16 protein-coding genes are annotated in these 17,044 nt (G+C 65.7%); 6 read left to right on the forward strand and 10 right to left on the reverse strand.

The window, feature by feature from the left end; translation table 11 throughout:
* Positions 1-74: 74 nt before the first annotated feature.
* The 5 genes from rpmG to dprA all read right to left on the reverse strand — a co-directional run bounded on the left by rpmG (position 75) and on the right by dprA (position 8,538).
* Entirely contained in the window at positions 75-242 is a 168-nt protein-coding gene (rpmG, locus tag D3877_RS19435; RefSeq protein ID WP_085556071.1) for a 50S ribosomal protein L33, read from the reverse strand.
* Between the two features lie 147 nt (positions 243-389).
* Positions 390-1,997 carry a S41 family peptidase gene (locus D3877_RS19440; protein ID WP_119832310.1) on the reverse strand — a complete coding sequence of 536 codons (1,608 nt, stop codon included), beginning with the start codon at positions 1,995-1,997 and terminating at the stop codon, positions 390-392.
* Between the two features lie 238 nt (positions 1,998-2,235).
* Positions 2,236-4,386, reverse strand: coding sequence for a ribonuclease R (gene rnr / locus D3877_RS19445; RefSeq protein ID WP_119832311.1), 2,151 nt, complete (start codon positions 4,384-4,386; stop codon positions 2,236-2,238).
* Positions 4,387-4,542: 156 nt separating this feature from the next.
* On the reverse strand, positions 4,543-7,371 hold the full coding sequence (gene topA / locus D3877_RS19450; RefSeq protein WP_119832312.1) for a type I DNA topoisomerase: 2,829 nt from the start codon (positions 7,369-7,371) through the stop codon (positions 4,543-4,545).
* A 45-nt stretch (positions 7,372-7,416) separates the two neighbouring features.
* On the reverse strand, positions 7,417-8,538 hold the full coding sequence (dprA, locus tag D3877_RS19455) for a DNA-processing protein DprA (protein WP_119832313.1): 1,122 nt from the start codon (positions 8,536-8,538) through the stop codon (positions 7,417-7,419).
* A gap of 158 nt (positions 8,539-8,696) precedes the next feature.
* On the opposite strand from dprA, the gene D3877_RS19460 reads away from it, so the two are divergent.
* Positions 8,697-9,587: a dienelactone hydrolase family protein gene (locus tag D3877_RS19460; RefSeq protein WP_238474970.1), complete on the forward strand. Its 891-nt coding sequence runs from the start codon at positions 8,697-8,699 to the stop codon at positions 9,585-9,587.
* Positions 9,588-9,883: 296 nt separating this feature from the next.
* Positions 9,884-11,362, forward strand: coding sequence for a methyl-accepting chemotaxis protein (locus tag D3877_RS19465; protein ID WP_119832314.1), 1,479 nt, complete (start codon positions 9,884-9,886; stop codon positions 11,360-11,362).
* Between the two features lie 78 nt (positions 11,363-11,440).
* Here D3877_RS19465 and D3877_RS19470 read toward each other — a convergent pair whose 3' ends face one another.
* Complete coding sequence (locus D3877_RS19470) at positions 11,441-12,238, reverse strand: oxepin-CoA hydrolase, alternative type (RefSeq protein WP_119832561.1); 798 nt, start codon at positions 12,236-12,238, stop codon at positions 11,441-11,443.
* A gap of 186 nt (positions 12,239-12,424) precedes the next feature.
* Between D3877_RS19470 and D3877_RS19475 the strand changes: the two genes are divergently transcribed.
* Together D3877_RS19475 and D3877_RS19480 are read left to right on the forward strand one after the other, a co-directional pair.
* The gene (locus D3877_RS19475) at positions 12,425-13,057 is read left to right on the forward strand and encodes a rhomboid family intramembrane serine protease (protein WP_119832315.1); all 633 of its coding nucleotides are present in this window, start codon (positions 12,425-12,427) and stop codon (positions 13,055-13,057) included.
* A 68-nt stretch (positions 13,058-13,125) separates the two neighbouring features.
* The gene (locus tag D3877_RS19480) at positions 13,126-14,016 is read left to right on the forward strand and encodes an S-methyl-5'-thioadenosine phosphorylase (RefSeq protein WP_119832316.1); all 891 of its coding nucleotides are present in this window, start codon (positions 13,126-13,128) and stop codon (positions 14,014-14,016) included.
* A gap of 8 nt (positions 14,017-14,024) precedes the next feature.
* Here D3877_RS19480 and D3877_RS19485 read toward each other — a convergent pair whose 3' ends face one another.
* Genes D3877_RS19485 through D3877_RS19495 form a run of 3 tightly spaced genes read right to left on the reverse strand, consistent with a single transcriptional unit; the run spans position 14,025 to position 15,366 of the window.
* Entirely contained in the window at positions 14,025-14,489 is a 465-nt protein-coding gene (locus tag D3877_RS19485) for a GNAT family N-acetyltransferase (protein WP_238474971.1), read from the reverse strand.
* 18 nt (positions 14,490-14,507) lie between these two features.
* The gene (locus tag D3877_RS19490; RefSeq protein ID WP_119832317.1) at positions 14,508-14,918 is read right to left on the reverse strand and encodes a hypothetical protein; all 411 of its coding nucleotides are present in this window, start codon (positions 14,916-14,918) and stop codon (positions 14,508-14,510) included.
* A 37-nt stretch (positions 14,919-14,955) separates the two neighbouring features.
* Positions 14,956-15,366, reverse strand: a complete 411-nt coding sequence (locus D3877_RS19495; protein WP_119832318.1) for a hypothetical protein — start codon at positions 15,364-15,366, stop codon at positions 14,956-14,958.
* Positions 15,367-15,523: 157 nt separating this feature from the next.
* Here D3877_RS19495 and D3877_RS19500 point away from each other — a divergent pair, with 157 nt between their 5' ends.
* Positions 15,524-15,727 carry a DUF6898 family protein gene (locus D3877_RS19500; protein WP_238474972.1) on the forward strand — a complete coding sequence of 68 codons (204 nt, stop codon included), beginning with the start codon at positions 15,524-15,526 and terminating at the stop codon, positions 15,725-15,727.
* Between the two features lie 84 nt (positions 15,728-15,811).
* Positions 15,812-16,210, forward strand: a complete 399-nt coding sequence (locus D3877_RS19505) for a hypothetical protein (RefSeq protein ID WP_119832320.1) — start codon at positions 15,812-15,814, stop codon at positions 16,208-16,210.
* A 122-nt stretch (positions 16,211-16,332) separates the two neighbouring features.
* Here D3877_RS19505 and D3877_RS19510 read toward each other — a convergent pair whose 3' ends face one another.
* Positions 16,333-16,776 carry a Ros/MucR family transcriptional regulator gene (locus tag D3877_RS19510; protein ID WP_119832321.1) on the reverse strand — a complete coding sequence of 148 codons (444 nt, stop codon included), beginning with the start codon at positions 16,774-16,776 and terminating at the stop codon, positions 16,333-16,335.
* Positions 16,777-17,044 lie beyond the last annotated feature (268 nt).

The following is a 17,044-nucleotide window of genomic DNA, read 5'->3' on the forward strand; positions in this document are numbered from 1 at the left end:
CTCGCAAGCCAACCTCACAAACGAAAAGGCCGCCCAAAGGGCGGCCTTTCGTGTACCCGAATTGCGGGAAAGCCTTACTTGATCTTGGCTTCCTTGAACTCGACGTGCTTGCGCGCCACCGGGTCGTACTTGCGGAACGACAGCTTTTCGGTGGTCTTCTTGGGGTTCTTCTTCTTCACGTAGAAAAACCCGGTGTCAGCCGTGCTCAGCAACTTGATGAGGACGGTGTTCTGCTTGGCCATGATCTCGATCCCGACAAAAAATCCGTGCCCGCCGGCCCGGCGGGGGCGGCGTCGTAGCGGCGGAAGATACCGTGTGACGCCGTGAAGTCAAGAGCTAAGGGAAGCGCCATTCAAGAGGAATCGCAACCGCCGCACAAGTCCCGGACTCTAACGCTCCGCCACGGTGTTGACGACGGCAAGAGCCGCCGCGCGCTGGTACAAAGCCGATTCGCCCAGCAGCCGCTTGGCGACTTTCAGGTCCAAATCCGGTTCGTGCTCCTTCCAGGGGCAGGACTCGCGCAGCCGGGTCAGCGCCTGCTCGTCGTCCACCGCCTTGATTCGCCAGTTGGCGATCTGGGACGGGCGGTTGCGCCCATCGCGCAATTCGGTCAGCAGCGCCGCCGAGTCGTTCTGGCCGGGGCGGCTGGTGCAAACGGTCGGCTGGACGCCCTGGCGGTGCAGCGTGTAACCGGCGGGGGTGTGGATGCGGCTCCAGGTCAGGAACAGTTCACCGTCGTTGGGCAGGCGGGTGACGGTCTGGACGCTGCCCTTGCCGTAGGACGACGCGCCGACCACCACCGCCCGTCCGGTGTCCTGCAATGCCGCCGCCACCACTTCGGCGGAGGAAGCGGAACGGCCATCGACCAGCACCACCATCGGCAGGCCGTCGGCGATGTCGTCGGGGGAGGCGTCGAAGCGCTGACGGCTGTCGGGGTGGCGGCCCTCGGTGGAAATAATGCGGCCACGCCGGATGAACAGATCGGCCACGGCGACGGCCTGATCGAGCAACCCGCCGGGGTTGCCGCGCAAGTCGAGGATCAAACCGCGCAAAGCCCGACCGCCGGGGCCTTGGCGCATCGCCGCCACGCTGTCGCGCAGGTTGGACGCGGTGGTGGCGTTGAAACGCTCCAGCTTCAGCAGGCCAATGTGGTCGGCGACGGAGACGCTGACGGTGTTGGGGACGACGCGCTCGCGGCGGATCGGCAGGCGGCGCGGCGTGCCGCCGTCGCGCGCCACCGTCACCGTCACCTGCGTGCCGGTCGGGCCGCGCAGCCGGTCGCGCATGTCGGATTCGCTCATCCGCGCGGTCAATGCATTGTCGATGGCGAAAAGCTGGTCGCCGTCGCGCAGGCCCGCGCGGTCGGCGGGGCTGCGCGGAACGATGTCGCGCACCGTCACCCGACCGCTGTAGATGTCCAGCGACACGCCGATACCGCCATAACCTTCGCGCTGCGCCCGTTCGCTGGTCGCGCGCTGGACGCCAGTGTAGCGCGAATAACCGTCAAGATCGGCGGTCACGCCGTCGAACACGACCTGATAAACCCGCTCCGGCGTCGCTTGGGCGAGGGTGGGGGAGTAAAGCCGGGCGCGGTCGATGATCCGGGTGGTCAGGATGGCCCAGCCCGCCGAATCGCCTGCGCTCGGCGCGCCGTATTCGGCAGCCAGCGCGCCCGACACGTACAGGCGTACGGTGGTGTTCGCCCGCTCGATCTTCACCGCCGGATCAATGGCGGTCAGCCCCTTCAACCCATCGACGCCCAGCCGGTCGAAACTGACCGCTTCCAGGTAGACATCGGCGATCTTGTTGAAACCAACGGCGAAAACCTGCTCGCTGACCGTCGCCCCTTGATTGGGCGCGGCGGCGAGTGGGTGCGCGGTGAGCGCGAGACCGGCGAGGCTGGCGGAAATGGCGAGACGGGCAGACCGGCGCAGGGCGCGCGTCAGGGTCTGAAACGGCGAAACGCGAGACGGAACCGTGCGATCGCTCTTGGCCATGGGGGAAACCCAAGCCTCCCTTCCCACAAAACCGGATCGGATGGGGCGGTTCCCGATCCCGGACGCGCAACATTTAGCATCCCGATTGTGGCGTGGGCGGGACAAATTTGGGGGTGTCCCACGAATGTTACGAATTGCCAACCGCTGTTGCGCGGAAAACACGATCCGGCGCCGCGCCCCCTGAAACGCAACGGTCTTTGGCCGTCGGTCGACCGTTGCGCCGATGCCACGCCTAGCGTCAGGCCGATGAGTCGGCCAGCCGGAACAGCGTGCTGCCGGTCAGCGGATCGGCCTCCACCAGGATGACCATCACCGGGGCGCTCAGGCGGTAGCGCGTCCCCGTTCGCTGGCCGACCAACGCGTGCGCCGCTTCGTCATGCTCGTAACGGTCGTCGGGCAGGGCGCTGATGGGGACAAGGCCGTCGGCGCCGCTGTCGTTCAGGCGGATGAACAGGCCAAAGCGCGTCACGCCGGACACCCGCCCGGCAAAGCGCGCGCCGACGCGGTCGGCCAGATGGGCGGCGGTGAAGCGGTCCACGGCGTCGCGCTCGGCGGTCGCCGCCCGCCGCTCGGTGGCGGACAGATGGTCGCCAATTTCGGTCAAGCGCTCCATCGCCGCGTCGTCCAACCCGCCGACGCCAAGATTGAGCGCGCGGATCAACGCCCTATGGACGATCAGATCGGCGTAGCGGCGGATCGGCGAGGTGAAATGGGCGTAGCGGGGCAGGGCCAAGCCAAAATGGCCAATGTTGTCCGGGCTGTAGGCTGCCTGGGCTTGGGCGCGCAGGATGACTTCGCTGACCAGTTGGGAGTCCGGCGTCCCCTCCACCCGGCGCAAAATCCGGGTGAAATGCTCCGGCTTCAACGCCTCGCCCTTGGGGAGCGTCAGGCCGATGCCGGTCAGGAAGGCGCGCAGCGTCTCCATCTTGTCCATCGACGGCCGGTCGTGGACGCGGAACAGGCCGGGCATGCTGCGGGCTTCCAAAACCTCCGCCGCCGCGACGTTGGCGGCGATCATGAACTCTTCGATCAGCCGGTGGCTGTCCAGCCGCACCCGCGTGGCGATGTCGCCGACCCGCCCGCGCTCGTCCACCACGACGCGGCGTTCGGGCAAATCAAGGTCGAGCGTGCGGCGGCGTACGCGCGCCTCCCACAGCCGGGCGTACGCGCCGTAGAGCGGGGCGATGACCGTGTCGGCCAGCGGGCCGGTCGCGTCGTCGGCGCGGCCCTCGTGGCAATTTTGCACCTGTTCATAGGTCAACCGGGCGGCGGACCGCATGAGTCCGCGCGTCAACCGATGCCGAATCAGCGCGCCGTTGCGGTCAATCCACAGTTGGAAGGCCAGACAGGCGCGGTCCTCGTTCGGGCGCAGGGAGCACAGCCCGTTCGACAAGGCTTCCGGCAGCATCGGCACGACGCGGTCGGGGAAATAGACCGAGTTGCCGCGCTCATAGGCGGCGCGGTCCAGGGATGAACCGGGGCGCACATAGTAAGAGACGTCGGCGATGGCGACGATCAAGCGCCAGCCGTCGGGGTTGGCCGGGTCGCTGTCCGCCTCCGCCCACACCGCGTCGTCGAAATCGCGAGCGTCGGCCCCGTCGATGGTGACGAAGGGGATGGCGCGCAGATCCTCGCGACCCACCAGCGACGGGACCGAGGCCAATTCGGCCTCGCGCAAGGCGCCATGGGGAAAGACGGTCGGCAGGCCGTGGGTGTGGATGGCGATCAGGCTGATGGCGCGCGGTTCGGCGGTGGAGCCGAAACGGTCGACGACGCGGGCTTGCGGCAGACCAAGCCGCCCGGCGGGCAGGATGTCCGCCAACACCAGATCGTCGGCCTCGGCGTCGCCCCGGTTGGACGGCAGCACGAAAAATTCGGTCCGGTTGCGGCGGTCGGTCGGCGTGATCCGCCCGCCATCCGCCGCCGGGCGGTAGACGCCCAGCACACGGGATTCGCTGGCCCCTTCGATCCGCCGGATGATTCGGGCCTCGTAAAGCCGGTCGTTGATCCGTGCCAGCTTGGCCAACAGGCGGTCGCCCACGGACAGCGGCGGCGCGCCCTTGCGTTCGGGGAGCAGGAAAATGCGCGGCGGGGCGTCCTCGCCGGTCCAGGTCAGCGGGCGGGCCTGCGCCTCGCCATCGGAATCGACGCCGGAAATTTCCAGAACGGCGACCTCCGGCAGCGATTGCGGCGGGGCGACGCGCTTGTTGCGGCCCCGCTCAACGGCGCCGTCGGCCTCCAATTCGCGCAGCAGGTCTTTCAACTGTTCCCGGTGGTCGGAGCCGGACAGTTTGAAGGCGCGGGCGATCTCACGCTTGCCGACCGGCGTCGCGCTGGACCGGATGAGGGCAAGGACGGCGTCCTTGGTCGGAAAGCGGGAATCGGTCACGGGGGGGCCGGTGTGGGGAGTGGTTGCATCTTGGATGCCCCCTCCCCAGCCCTCCCCCGCGTTGCGGGAGAGGGGGCCTTATGGAGAAGCGGCGTTTGTTCCCTCTCCCGCGTCAAGCGGGGGAGGGTTAGGGAGGGGGCTTGAGAGCCGACGCCCTTACGACGCCTTCTTGCGCGCCGCCGGAGCTTTTTCCGGTTTGGCTTCAGCGGGAGCGTCCGCCGGAGCCTTGGCCTTGGTCGTCTTCGTCGCCGTCTTCGTCGCAGCTTTGGCCGGAGCCTTCTTCGCAGCGGCCTTCTTGGCCGGGGCCTTCTTCGCCGCCGTCTCGTCCGCGCCCGCGTCCGTCGTCGCCGGTTCGGCCTCCTTCGGGGCCTTGCCCTTCTTGGCGGCATCCTTAGCGACCTTGGCCTCGATCAGCTCCAACGCCTGTTCCAGCGTCACGCTGTCCGGCTCGGTCGCCTTGGGGATGGAGGCGTAGACGCTGCCATGCTTCACATAGGGGCCGAAGCGGCCCGACCCCATGGTGATCGGCTTGCCGGTCTTGGGGTGGTCGCCGAGAGTCTTCGCCGGGGCCGAGGCCTTTTTCGCCGCGCCCGCCAGCAGATCAACCGCGCGATTGATGCCGATCATCAACACGTCGTCGTCGGGCGTCAGCGACTTGTAAACGCTGCCATGCTTCAAATAGGGGCCGAAACGCCCGATGCCGGCGCTGATTTCTTCGTTGGTTTCCGGGTGGGGGCCGATGACGCGCGGCAACGCCAGCAGGCGCAGCGCGGTGTCGAGATCGACGTCGCCCGCCGCCATACCTTTGGGCAGCGACACCCGCTTGGGCTTCGGCGCCTCGTCCTTGACCTTTTTCTTGGCCTTGGGCTTTTTGCCGTCGGCGGGCTTCTCCTCAACCGCGACCGGCGCGGGCGCGGCGTCCGCCGGGGCGGGGGCCGGGCCGAGCTGGATGTAGGCGCCGAACGGGCCGCGCCGCACGGTGACGGGCAGGCCGCTGTCGGGATCCGGCCCCAACTCGCGCGGGCCTTCCGGCAACGCGCCGCTCTCGTCGTTGGCGATGGCCAGCGGGCGGGTGTAGCGGCATTCGGGGTAGCGGGCGCAGCCGATGAAGGCTCCCATCTTGCCCAGCTTCAACCCCAGACGGCCTTCGTGGCAGACCGGGCAGACGCGCGGGTCGTGACCGCCCTCGGTCGGGGCGGGGAAGAAATGGGATCCCAGCTCCTCGTCCAGCGTGGTCAGCACCTGGGTGATGGTCAGATCCTTGGTGCCGTTGACGGCGACGTCGAACGGCGTCCAGAACTCCCGCAGCACGGTCTTCCAGTTGATCTTGCCGTCGGAAATCTCGTCGAGCTGGTTTTCCAGATTGGCGGTGAAGTTGTATTCGACGTAGCGGTGGAAGAAATTCTCCAGGAAGGCCGTGACCAGCCGACCCCGGTCTTCCGGGAAGAAGCGCCGCTTGTCGATCCGCACATACTCGCGGTCCTGCAACACCTGAAGGATCGAGGCGTAGGTGGAGGGGCGGCCGATGCCGAGTTCTTCCAGCTTCTTGACGAGGCTGGCTTCGGAATAGCGCGGCGGCGGTTGGGTGAAATGCTGTTCGGGGGCGATGTCGCCACGGGCCAGCGCGTCGTTCTGCTCCATGGCGGGCAGGCGGCGTTCCTGCTGGTCATCCTCGGCGCTGTCGTCGCGGTCTTCCTGATAGACCTTCAGGAAGCCGTCGAAGACGACGACGGAGCCGGTGGCGCGCAGCACGACGTCTTTCGACGGGCTGGCGATGTCCACGGCGACCTGATCCAGCACGGCGCTTTCCATCTGGCTGGCCAGCGTGCGCTTCCAGACCAGCTCGTACAGCCGCAGCTCGTCCGATTCCAGCGCGCCGGTCAGGCTGTCCGGGCGGCGGTTGAGGTCGGTCGGGCGAATCGCCTCGTGCGCCTCTTGCGCGTTTTTGGCCGTGGTCTTGTAGACGCGCGGCTGGCCGGGGACGTAGCGCTCGCCAAACTGCTCGCCGATCACGCTGCGGGCCGACTCGATGGCCTCCTGCGACAGGCTGACGCCGTCGGTTCGCATGTAGGTGATGAGGCCGACGGTTTCCCCGCCGATGTCGATGCCCTCATACAGCTTTTGCGCGGTGCGCATGGTGCGGGTGGCGCCGAAGCCCAGCTTGCGCGAGGCCTCTTGCTGCAAGGTCGAGGTGGTGAAGGGCGGCGACGGGTTGCGGCGGCTCTGCTTGCGCTCCACCGCCGACACGGCGAAGAGCTGCGGCTGGATGCGGGCCACGGCGGCCTCGGCGGCGGCGCGGGTCGGCAGGCCGAACTTGTCGAGCTTCTTCCCGTCCAACTGGGTCAACGAGGCGGAAAAGGCCACGCCGCCCGGCGTGGTGAAGCCGACGGCGATCGACCAATATTCTTGCGGCTTGAAGATCTCGATTTCGGATTCGCGCTCGCACACCAACCGCAGGGCGACCGACTGCACGCGGCCAGCCGACCGCGAGCCGGGCAGCTTGCGCCACAGCACCGGCGACAGGGTGAAGCCGACCAGATAATCCAGCGCCCGCCGGGCGAGATAGGCGTCCACCAACTCCTGCGACACGGCGCGCGGGTTGGCCATCGCGGTCTGCACGGCGGATTTGGTGATCTCGTTGAAGGTGACGCGCTGGACCTCGCGGTCGTCGGACAGATGCTTTTCGCGCAGGAGTTCGGACAGATGCCAGGCGATGGCCTCCCCCTCGCGATCCGGATCGGTTGCCAGATAGATGCGGGTGGCCGATTTCACCGCCTTGGCGATTTCGTCGATGTGGCGCTTGGAGCGGTCGCCCAACTCCCAATCCATGGCGAAGTCATCATCCGGGCGCACCGAGCCGTCGCGCGCCGGAAGGTCGCGGACATGGCCGAAGCTGGCGATGACGGTGTAATCGTCGCCCAGATATTTGTTGATGGTCTTCGCCTTGGCCGGCGATTCGACGATGACGACGTTGCTGCCCGGCAAGAGACCTGCCCTTTGCGTGTGCCTACCCAAAATCGACGGCGCCGATCAGATGAGAGACACCTGATGACCGGGTTGCCGCAGGACTCGGCCGGCAAGCTCAAGTTCCAGAACCACGGTCAGCACCACCGGAGCGGACAATTGGCACCCGCGAACGAGTTCGTCAATGGTGACGGGCGTCGGGCTGAGGTTTTCCAGAACAAGGGCGCGGGCGCGAACCAACTCGGACTCGTCGGATTCGCGCGGGATGGCGGCGGCGAACAGGTCGCGTTGCCGTTCGCCCAAGCTGGGCGGCCGCAGGCTTTCCAGCGCGCGCAGCACGTCGTCGGCGCTTTCCACCAGCGCGGCCCCTTGGCGGATCAGGTTGTTGGTTCCCTGGCAACGCGGGTCGAGCGGCGATCCGGGGACGGCCATCACCTCGCGCCCCTGCTCCAGCGCCATGCGGGCGGTGATGAGCGAACCGGACTTCATCGCCGCCTCGATCACCACGATCCCCAGCGACAGGCCGGAAATCAGCCGGTTGCGGCGGGGAAAATGGCGGGCCTGCGGCTGGGTGCCGATGGGGCTTTCGGCGATCACCACGCCCTGCGCCACGATGTCGCGGTAGAGCTTTTCATTCTCCGGCGGGTAGACGACGTCAATTCCTCCGGCGACCACGGCGGCGGTGCCGGTCGCCAGCGCGCCGACATGGGCCGCCGTGTCGATGCCGCGCGCCAGCCCGGACGCGACCAGCAGCCCGGCGGCGCCCAGATCGCGGGCCAGCGTTTCGGCGAATTTCTTGCCGTTCAGCGAGGCGTTGCGCGCGCCAACCATGGCGACGGCGCGACGGCTCAACAGGTGAGGATGACCGATGACGGAGATGATCGGCGGCGCGTCGTCCACCGCCGCCAGCGCTTCGGGGTAATCGGGTTCGCAGGACGCGATCAACCGCGCGCCGAATCGCCGGTTGGCGATGATCTCCCGCTCAACGTCGGCCTTGCTGGCGACGCGCAGCGGTTTGACCCGCCCGCCGCGTTTGGCCAACTCCGGCAACGCCTCAAGCGCCGCGCGGGCGCTGCCGAACTGGTCGAGCAGACGGTGAAAGGTGATCGGCCCGACATTCTCGGTGCGGATCAGGCGGAGCCAGTCGAGCCGTTCGGCGTCGGAGAGGGGATGGCGCGGTTGTGTCATGCGCAATGGTTTTACAACCGAATTTGCGCCCGCTCAACACGCAATCGTATGATGAGTTGAGCGACGTCGCCGCATTCCGGGGGCTTGCCGCTTCCATAGTCGCGCACAATGTCACACCATCGGTGCAACCAACCAAAATCTGGGACAGGAGCCGTCTTATGGACCGTATCGAATTCGACACGCGCCCGGCGATGATCGCCGACGACAGCGCGGCGGGGCTGCCCGACCTGAATCGCCGTCATTTCCTGGTCACGAGTCTGGCCGCCGGTTTCGCGGTCGCCGCCGTCACCCCGGCGCTGGCCCAGGCCATCCACACCAGCGACGAAGGGCTGGTGGCGGGCGAGGTGAAAATCCCGGTGGCCGACGGCGCCATCCCTGCCTATCGCGCCCATCCGGCGACGGGCGGGCCGTTTCCGACGGTGCTGGTCATCCAAGAGATCTTCGGCGTCCACGAACACATCAAGGATGTCTGTCGCCGTCTGGCCAAGCTTGGCTATTACGCCATCGCGCCGGAGATGTACGCCCGCCAGGGCGACGTCTCCAAGCTGGAGAGCATCAAGGACATCATGACTCAGGTGGTGTCGAAGGTGCCGGACGCGCAGGTCAACGGCGATCTCGACGCCGCCGTCGCCTTCGCCCGCGCCTCGGGCAAGGCCGACGTCGCGCGCTTGGGCGTCACCGGCTTTTGCTGGGGCGGTCGGGCGGTCTGGCTCTACGCCGCGCATAACCCGGCGGTCAAGGCGGGGGTGTCGTGGTACGGCCTGCTCGGCGCGCCGCCCTGGAACCCGAAGGGCACCTCGGCCATTTCGGTCGGCAAAACGGTCAAGGTTCCGGTTCTCGGCCTCTACGCCTCCAAGGACGGCTTCATTCCCAACGCCGACGTGGACGCGATGAAGGCGCAGATTCGGCGGAGCAAATCGCAGATCGTCGTCTATCAGGACGTCGATCACGGATTCAACGCCGACTACCGCCCGACCTACAACGCGTCCGCCGCCTATGACGGCTGGCGGCGCATGCAGGAGTGGTTCAAGAGCAACGGGGTGGTCTGAGCGACGGGGATTCCCCCCTACATTATCTCTGGGGGGAATTCTTCCGAATTGGGAGGGGAACGTCTTTGGCGATAGAGAGCGTTGATTTCGTTGTGCCTTAATGCAAACGAACCAAAGGTGAGATATAAAATTATACTTAAGGAGATCGAAAAAATCGAGACGATCAATGTTTAAGATCTTCGGGTGAACCCTAATGCGGCATTTTAAATTAACTTTAGGATTGAGGTAGATTATCTACGTATGTATTGTTGGTCAACGATTGTTGGCGGTGTGAGCGATCTGAGGAGGGGGCTGTTATGTTTGGATTTTTGAAGGGAACCGACACCGATTCACGCAAGACGGTGGCCCTCCACGCCATGCGAACCAATGTGATGATCGCCGACAAGGATTTGACGATCACCTACGTCAATCCGTCTGTTTCAGCTTTGTTGAAAGAGGCGGAGGATGACATTCGCAAGGAGTTGCCCCGTTTCAGCGTGGCGACCCTTGTCGGCAGCAACATCGACGTGTTCCATAAGAATCCCAGCCATCAGCGCGGGATGTTGGCCGCGCTGAAAACCCAGCATGTGGCGTCGATTCAGGTCGGCAGTCATCGGTTTGACCTGATCGTGACCCCCTTGATTGAGAACGGGCAGCGGCTGGGCTATGTGGTCGAATGGACCAACGCCAAGGATCGGTTGCAGAATCTCGACTATGTCGCGCAAATCGCCGCCATCAGCCGGTCTCAGGCGATGATCGAGTTCACCACCGACGGCTTGATCGTCAGCGCCAACGACAATTTCCTGAAGGCGATGGGCTATCGTCTGGAGGAGGTGCGGGGCAAGCATCACAGCATCTTCGTCGAATCGGCCTACCAAAACAGCCGTGATTATGCGGCCTTCTGGGACAATCTGAAGCGGGGCGAGTTTCAGGCCGGTCAGTACAAGCGCATCGGCAAGGGCGGCAAGACCGTGTGGATCGAGGGCGCCTACAACCCGATCTTCGACGAAAAGGGCAAGGTTTCCAAGGTCGTCAAATTCGCGACCGATATTTCCGCCCAGATGGAGTTGCTCGCCAATCTGAAGGTGCTGATCGATAAGAATTTCGGCGAAATCGACGACGCCATCGCCCGGACCTCTGAGGAAGCGGTCTCGGCATCCAAGGCGGCGGAAGAGACCTCGCAGAATGTGCAGACGGTCGCGGCCAGCGCGGAAGAGTTGGCGGCGTCGGTTGGCGAGATCTCGCAAAGCATGAGCAAGGCGCGGTCGGCGACGGAAAACGCCTTTGACCGCACGGTGGCGGTCGGGACCAGCACGGAAAAGCTGACCAGCGCCGCCCAGGCGATGAACGGCATCGTCGGGCTGATCCAGAACATCGCCGGACAGATCAATTTGCTGGCGCTGAACGCCACCATCGAAGCGGCGCGCGCGGGCGAGGCGGGCAAGGGTTTTGCCGTCGTGGCGTCGGAGGTGAAGAATCTGGCCAATCAGGCGGCGCGGGCGACCGAACAGATCTCCAACGAAATCGGCGGCATTCAGGCGACCTCGGCGGAGGTGGCGGGCGCCTTGGCGGCGATCCGCGACGCGGTCAACACGGTGCGCGAACACGTCACGGTGACGGCCTCGGCGGTGGAGGAGCAAAGCGCGGTCACGCAAAGCATGTCCGCCAACATGCAAAGCGCGTCGATGGCGGTGTCCTCAGTCTCGGCCAGCATCACTGAGATTTCGACGGCGATCCATCAGGCGGCGGACGCCGTCGTCACCACCAAGGAAGCGGCCAAGGTTCTGGTCCGATAACCGCCTCTCCCCAAGCCCGCGCGTCGGCCCAAGGATGGGCGCGACGCGCGGGCGGGATGGCCTTTTCCCCTTTGCGGTTTACCCTTTGTGGAAGACCGGCGGGCGTTTTTCAAAGAAGGCGGTGATGCCCTCCTTGGCTTCGCCATGGTGCAGCGCCTCGACGAACAGGTCGCTTTCGCGGGCGAGTTGGGTGGCGAAGCTGCCATAGGCCAGCTCCATCAGCTTTTTCGCCCGGCCCATCGCGCCGCTCGGGCCTTCGGCGATGGTTTGCGCCCAACCCACGGCCTCGTCCAGCGCGCCGCCGGGGGCGGTGACGCGGTTGACGACTCCGGCGCTGTGCAGGCGCGGGGCGGACACCGGCCCGCCGGTCAGCATCAATTCGGCGTACAATTGCGGCGGCAAGGCGCGGGCCAGAGAGGCCGAGGCGCCGCCGTCCGCCGTCAACCCCACCTTCATGTAGGCGGTCAGGAAACGCGAATCCTCCGCCGCGACGATCAGGTCGCAGGCCAGCGCCAGCGAGAAGCCGGCCCCCGCCGCCGGGCCTTCGACCGCCGCGATGATCGGCTTGGGGCATTCGCGCATGGCGCGGACCCAGCCGTGGAAGCGTTCAATGCCGTCGCGGTTTTCCGAGCGCGAGCGGTTGCCGTGATGATACAGGTTGCTCAAATGCCCGCCGGAGCTGAAGGCGCCGTTCGCGCCGGTCAGCACGACGACGCCGATTCCGTCGTCGTGCGCCGCCTCGTCCAGCGCGTCGCGCCCGGCCGCCATCATTTTCAGACCCAGCGCGTTGCGGTTGTCCGGGTCGGTCATGGTCAGCACCATCACCCGGCCTTGCCGCTCCACCTGCATGCGGCCGGTGTCGACTCGTCCATTCATGCGCGTCACTCCCAAAAAGATCATGATCGCGGTGTATTGAATCACCGCTTGGATCGACACTGTGCCAGTGGTTGGGGTCCGCTCCAATCGTCCGAGGGGCATAGGGACGGGCGTGCGCGTGGATTTTCCGCGCATCGCCACGTTCCACGGGCTGAGGCGGATCGACGCGGGCAGGGGAGGGGCGCGATGGCGGTGGAGACCAGGGCGGCGCGGGCGGCGGTTCCGGCCTACGCCAACCGCGTGATGATTCTGACCTGCGTCGCCGCCTTCGTTTTGAATCTGCCGCCGGAGCGCTTCGCCTTTGTCCCCGCTTATTTCTTCGGAACGGTCGATCTGGCCGGACCGCTGCCGACGCTGGCGCTGTGGCGCGGGCTGTTCGGCCATCCGCTGATCCACGCCGACCCGGCGCATCTGGTCAGCAACATGCTGGCGCTGTGGCTGTTGGGCGACGCGGTGGAAAACGCGCTGGGGCATGGGCGCTATCTGGCGCTGTTCTTGGCCGGAACCGTCGCGGGGGCCTTGAGCGAAGGTTGGTTGGCGGTGGACCGCATGGCGCCCTTGATCGGGGCCAGCGGAGCGATCTGCGCGCTGATGGGGGCGTTCTTGTGGGTGCGCCCGCGCGCGCGGATGTGGGCCTTGCCCTTCCTGCGCCTTCCGGTCCTTTGGATGGTCGGGGTCTTCGCCGCGCTGAACGTCGCCATGGTCCTGTTTCCGCCGCCCGCCGATTCACCCCTGGCCGAAGTGGGGTGGGGCGCGCACGCCGGGGGGATTCTCGCCGGTCTGCTGCTGACGCCGCTGTTGGCGCGGATCGGGCGTTGACGGGCATTGCCTTTGCCGCGCCCCGCCGGAATACTGCCGCCCTCGCGAACGCAAGGGGATGGGCGATCATGGCGGACGACAAAGCGGCGGTTCTGGGTGTGATCGGCGGCAGCGGGGTCTATGACATCGACGGGCTGGAAAACACCCGTTGGGTCAAGGTCGAAACGCCCTTCGGCGACCCGTCCGACGAGCTGCTGACCGGGGAATTGCACGGACAAAAGCTGGTCTTTCTGCCACGCCATGGCCGGGGCCACCGGATTCCGCCGTCGGAGCTGAATTTCCGCGCCAACATCCACGCGCTGAAGCAACTGGGCGTCACGGAAATCCTGTCGGTGTCGGCGGTTGGCTCGCTGAAGGAGCATCTGCCGCCCGGAACCTTCGTGGTGATCGACCAGTTCATCGACCGCACCTTTGCCCGCGACAAGAGCTTTTTCGGGACGGGGCTGGTGGCCCATGTCGGGTTGGGCCATCCGGTGTGCAACCGGCTGGGCGACCTGATTGAAGAGGCGTTGCAGGAGCTGCGCGTCCCGCACCAGCGGCGCGGAACCTACATGGTGATGGAAGGCCCGCAATTCTCGACCATCGCCGAGTCCGAGCTGTACCGCAGTTGGGGCTGCGACGTCATCGGCATGACCAACATGCCGGAAGCCAAACTGGCCCGCGAGGCGGAGATTTGTTACGCCACCGTCGCCATGGTGACGGATTTCGATTGCTGGCACACCGAGCACGCCCATGTCAGCGTGGACGCGGTCATCAAGGTGGTGGTCGCCAACGCCGACACGGCGCGGTCGCTGGTCGCCACGCTCGCCCCCAAGATCGCCGTGCGGGACGGGGCCTGCGCGCAGGGCTGCCACACCGCGCTCGACAACGCGATCATGACCGCGCCCAGCCACCGCGATCCGGCGATGCTCGCCAAGCTGGACGTCATCGTCAAACGGACGCTGGGGGCGTCCGCCTGAGCGGTCGCTTAACGGCGCAGGCGCATGTCGATGTGGGGGATGCCGACGTCGTCATAGACGTCGCTGTCCCGGACAAAACCGAAGCCGCCGTAAAAGCGCTCCAGATACAGTTGCGCGCCGATGACCACGTCGTGATCGGGCCAGCGCTCGGCCAGACAGGCCAGGGAATCGGCGACAAGCGCCCGGCCCAGCCCGGTCTTGCGCTCCGACGGCAGAACGGCCAGCCGTCCGAAGGCGGTGGTTCCGCTTTTGGCGGGATCGGGGCCGAAGACGCGGGCGCAGCCCAACGGCGCGTCGCCGCCGGGGCGGTTGGCGATCAGGTGCAGCGCCTCCGGGTCGCGTCCATCCAGGTCGGGGTAGGGCGAGGCTTGCTCGACGATCAGCACGCGCTGGCGCATCCACAGCAGGGCGTGCAGCTCGCGGGTGGACAGATCGTCGAAGCGGACGCGGCGGATGAGGGCGGGAGCGGTCACGGCGGCGGGAACCCCAGGTCAGGCCAACGCGTTGCGAATCAGGTAGTCGGCGATGTCCTTGGGCTTGACCTTGACGTCGGTCAGCGGTTGGTCCGGGTCCATCGCCTGGGCGACCAGCAGGCTGTTCTGCACGTTGGTCAGCGACACGCGGAAGACTCCGGCGGCCCCCTTCAGCCGGGGGTAATAGGCCGGGTCGATGGTCTTTTCCCGCCGGGCCAGCCGGGCGAAGGCCTCGTCCTCCGTCACGCCGTCCACCTCTTGGGAATGAATCAACTTCCAGTCGGTCTCGCCGCCCCAACCGGCGGCGATGGCGGCCTTCATCGCGGCCTCGTCGTCGGCGATCGCCAGCTTGTAGCTGTGTTTGCCCTGTCCGACGTCGGACGCCCATTTTGTCAGGGCGGCGCTGCGCGCCACAAAAACAATGGCCATGGCGGAGGTTCCCCTTCTTTGCGCGGTGGTCGGGATTTTACTGGAAAGAGGATTGGCGGGAAATCGGCGCGATGAGGATGCGGGTGACGACGTTCTTTCCGAACATCGCGATGGCGGCCTCGTCGATCTTGCGGCGCAGGGCCGGGATGTTGGCGATGTTGCCGCGCACCACCCAACCTTCGTCGATGCCCTTGTAAATGGCGGTCAGGATCGCGTCGTGCAGGCGGGGGATGCTGACCTGGACGTCCCCCAGCCTCAGGGCGTCGCCGATTTCCAGATTGACTTCGATTTGCGTGTATTTTTCGATCCGGCCTTGCGCGTTGACGACCGGAACCATCAGCGGCTTGATGCGGACCGACGGCGGCAGATTGCCCGCCGCCCCCTCCGACGCGACGGCGGGCGTCGCAAAGCCCAGGACAACACACAAAGCCAGCAGAAGGCCGCGCATCAAAGACACCGAAAAAGGGGAAGGATCTTCAAGGTAGCGGTCCGGATGCCGCGATTCAACAACCGTGCCGCCCTTGGGGTGATGGCGGTTGGCGGAATGAGGGGTTTCGAGTCACACTGTCGCCGCAATTGTTTGGCTGATGGTTGGGGGATGGGGCATGACGGGCGCGGGTGGTGAGGTTCTGTTCGAGTTTCATCGGGTGGGAACCTATTTGAAGGTCGTCGCCATCGACGGCAAGACCGGGGTCGAGGTGTCGGTGGTTGGTCCGGCCAGCGGCAGTCTGGAGTTGCTGAAGCGGACGGCGATCAACAAGCTGCGCTATGTGCAGACCCGTGACGCCAACAAAGCCCCGTCGCGGTAGACGGTTCCCGTTTCGGCGCTGACGCCGGACGGGGGCCGCTTGGTAAGACAACGGGCGGCGAATTCGCCCAAGAGGAAGCACATCATGTTGTTTCGTTCGGCCTTCAGCCCACGGCCCGCCTTGATCGCAGCGTTCCTGTGCGCGACGGCCCTTCTGGGGCCGATGAACCCGGCGGTGGCCGCAAAGGCGACGACGGGGAACGCGGCGGCCCCGACCGCCCAGCAGCATCCGGCGGCGGCGCCGGTTCCGCCGCCTGTGTCAACCTGCGCCAAGCCGACCGCGCCGCAATGCATGGACGATGGCGTGACCTTCGCCGCGCCGGACAAGATGACAGGCTGCCAGTCGGAGGTGAAAGACTATGTCGACCGGACGATGTCCTATCTGAAATGCCTGAACGACGAGAACATCGCCGCCGGGCGTGACCTGACCCGCAACGTCGAGCGTTTCAATTGCCGCCTGTCGGGGCGCAAGGGCTGCCCCTGATCCTGGTGTGGACGGGCGTCCGAAGGACGCGGGAGTGGATTGACGTCTGTAGTAAGGACGCGGACAAGAAAAAGGCCGGTCTCCCCAGGGGAAACCGGCCCACCTTATACGGACAACGCGTCTCAGCCGATTTTGCGGCGGGTCTGACGGCCAGAGCTGCGGCCCAAACCAATGCGCTTGGCGAATTCCGACCGCTGGGCGGCGTAGTTCGGCGCCACCATCGGGTAATCAGCGGGCAACCCCCACCGCACACGGTATTCATCCGGCGACATGTTGTAGGTTGAACGAAGATGCCGCTTGAGCATCTTCAACTTCTTCCCGTCTTCCAGGCAAATGATGTATTCGGGCGTCACTGACTTGCGGATCGGAACGGAAGGCTTCAGCGGCTCCGCCGGCACTTCACGCGGCTGCCCATTCAGCCCGGTCAGCGACGAATAGACCGTATTGATGATGTCGGGGATTTGTTGAGCGGGCAAAACATTCTTGCTGACATACGCCGATACGATGTCGGCCGTCATCTGCAGCAGCGCATTGTCGGGTACATCGGCGCGAAGCTGGTCGCTCATTGCTCAGTGTCCTGATTTTTCATTTGTCCGTAGCAATCAAGTTGCATACCGTGATTTGGGTGTCAATATAATTTCGGCAAGACGCAAATTAGTTGCTTTTGGCGGTCAGAACTGGTGAAGCCCACGCAAATCAGCCAAGGCTGAAAAGGACGCTCGCGTCGCCGTCGTGACGGCGCTTTAAGGATCGTCTAGTAAGGTCCAGCTTTAAAAGAGCGGGTGATTTGGATGCAGCAATTGGGCGTGGCGCTCCGCCTATAACGAATCGGCT

This window comes from Azospirillum cavernae (genome assembly GCF_003590795.1).
Taxonomy (GTDB): domain Bacteria; phylum Pseudomonadota; class Alphaproteobacteria; order Azospirillales; family Azospirillaceae; genus Azospirillum; species Azospirillum cavernae.

Coding starts and splice junctions, on each gene's coding strand:
- rpmG (WP_085556071.1), bottom strand. CDS start 242: ATGGCCAAGCAGAACACCGTCCTCATCAAGTTGCTGAGCACGGCTGAC.
- D3877_RS19440 (WP_119832310.1), bottom strand. CDS start 1,997: ATGGCCAAGAGCGATCGCACGGTTCCGTCTCGCGTTTCGCCGTTTCAG.
- dprA (WP_119832313.1), bottom strand. CDS start 8,538: ATGACACAACCGCGCCATCCCCTCTCCGACGCCGAACGGCTCGACTGG.
- D3877_RS19460 (WP_238474970.1), top strand. CDS start 8,697: ATGGACCGTATCGAATTCGACACGCGCCCGGCGATGATCGCCGACGAC.
- D3877_RS19465 (WP_119832314.1), top strand. CDS start 9,884: ATGTTTGGATTTTTGAAGGGAACCGACACCGATTCACGCAAGACGGTG.
- D3877_RS19470 (WP_119832561.1), bottom strand. CDS start 12,238: ATGAATGGACGAGTCGACACCGGCCGCATGCAGGTGGAGCGGCAAGGC.
- D3877_RS19475 (WP_119832315.1), top strand. CDS start 12,425: ATGGCGGTGGAGACCAGGGCGGCGCGGGCGGCGGTTCCGGCCTACGCC.
- D3877_RS19480 (WP_119832316.1), top strand. CDS start 13,126: ATGGCGGACGACAAAGCGGCGGTTCTGGGTGTGATCGGCGGCAGCGGG.
- D3877_RS19490 (WP_119832317.1), bottom strand. CDS start 14,918: ATGGCCATTGTTTTTGTGGCGCGCAGCGCCGCCCTGACAAAATGGGCG.
- D3877_RS19495 (WP_119832318.1), bottom strand. CDS start 15,366: ATGCGCGGCCTTCTGCTGGCTTTGTGTGTTGTCCTGGGCTTTGCGACG.
- D3877_RS19500 (WP_238474972.1), top strand. CDS start 15,524: ATGACGGGCGCGGGTGGTGAGGTTCTGTTCGAGTTTCATCGGGTGGGA.
- D3877_RS19505 (WP_119832320.1), top strand. CDS start 15,812: ATGTTGTTTCGTTCGGCCTTCAGCCCACGGCCCGCCTTGATCGCAGCG.
- D3877_RS19510 (WP_119832321.1), bottom strand. CDS start 16,776: ATGAGCGACCAGCTTCGCGCCGATGTACCCGACAATGCGCTGCTGCAG.